We start from the raw sequence: 267 nt of genomic DNA on the forward strand, positions 1-267 counted from the left end.
TTTCTGTTATAATCTCTTTGAATGTGCCATGTCTATTTCTTCTTGTAACCCACTTTAATTTGGCTTTTAAGTTTCTTTTTGCTTCCATAGTGGGTCTGAAACGACAAGTGCCATTTGTTTTCATTATTAGACAACTCAAAAACTTTAAACGTGTAGGAGAACCCACTTTACTTTTATCTTTATTCACTGTTAATTTCAGGTCTTTTTCGATAAAATTTGTGATACTTTCCATAACACGTTGTCCGGCACGTTTTGATTTTACAAAGA

The 267-nt window shown here is 32.6% G+C and carries 1 pseudogene; it reads right to left on the reverse strand.

Features of this window, described 5'->3' with window-relative positions:
• Positions 1–267 (reverse strand): annotated as a pseudogene (locus HHH54_RS11040) (group II intron reverse transcriptase/maturase); the annotation flags it as partial.

The sequence above is a fragment of the Staphylococcus canis genome (assembly GCF_016238445.1).
Taxonomy (GTDB): Bacteria; Bacillota; Bacilli; order Staphylococcales; family Staphylococcaceae; genus Staphylococcus; species Staphylococcus canis.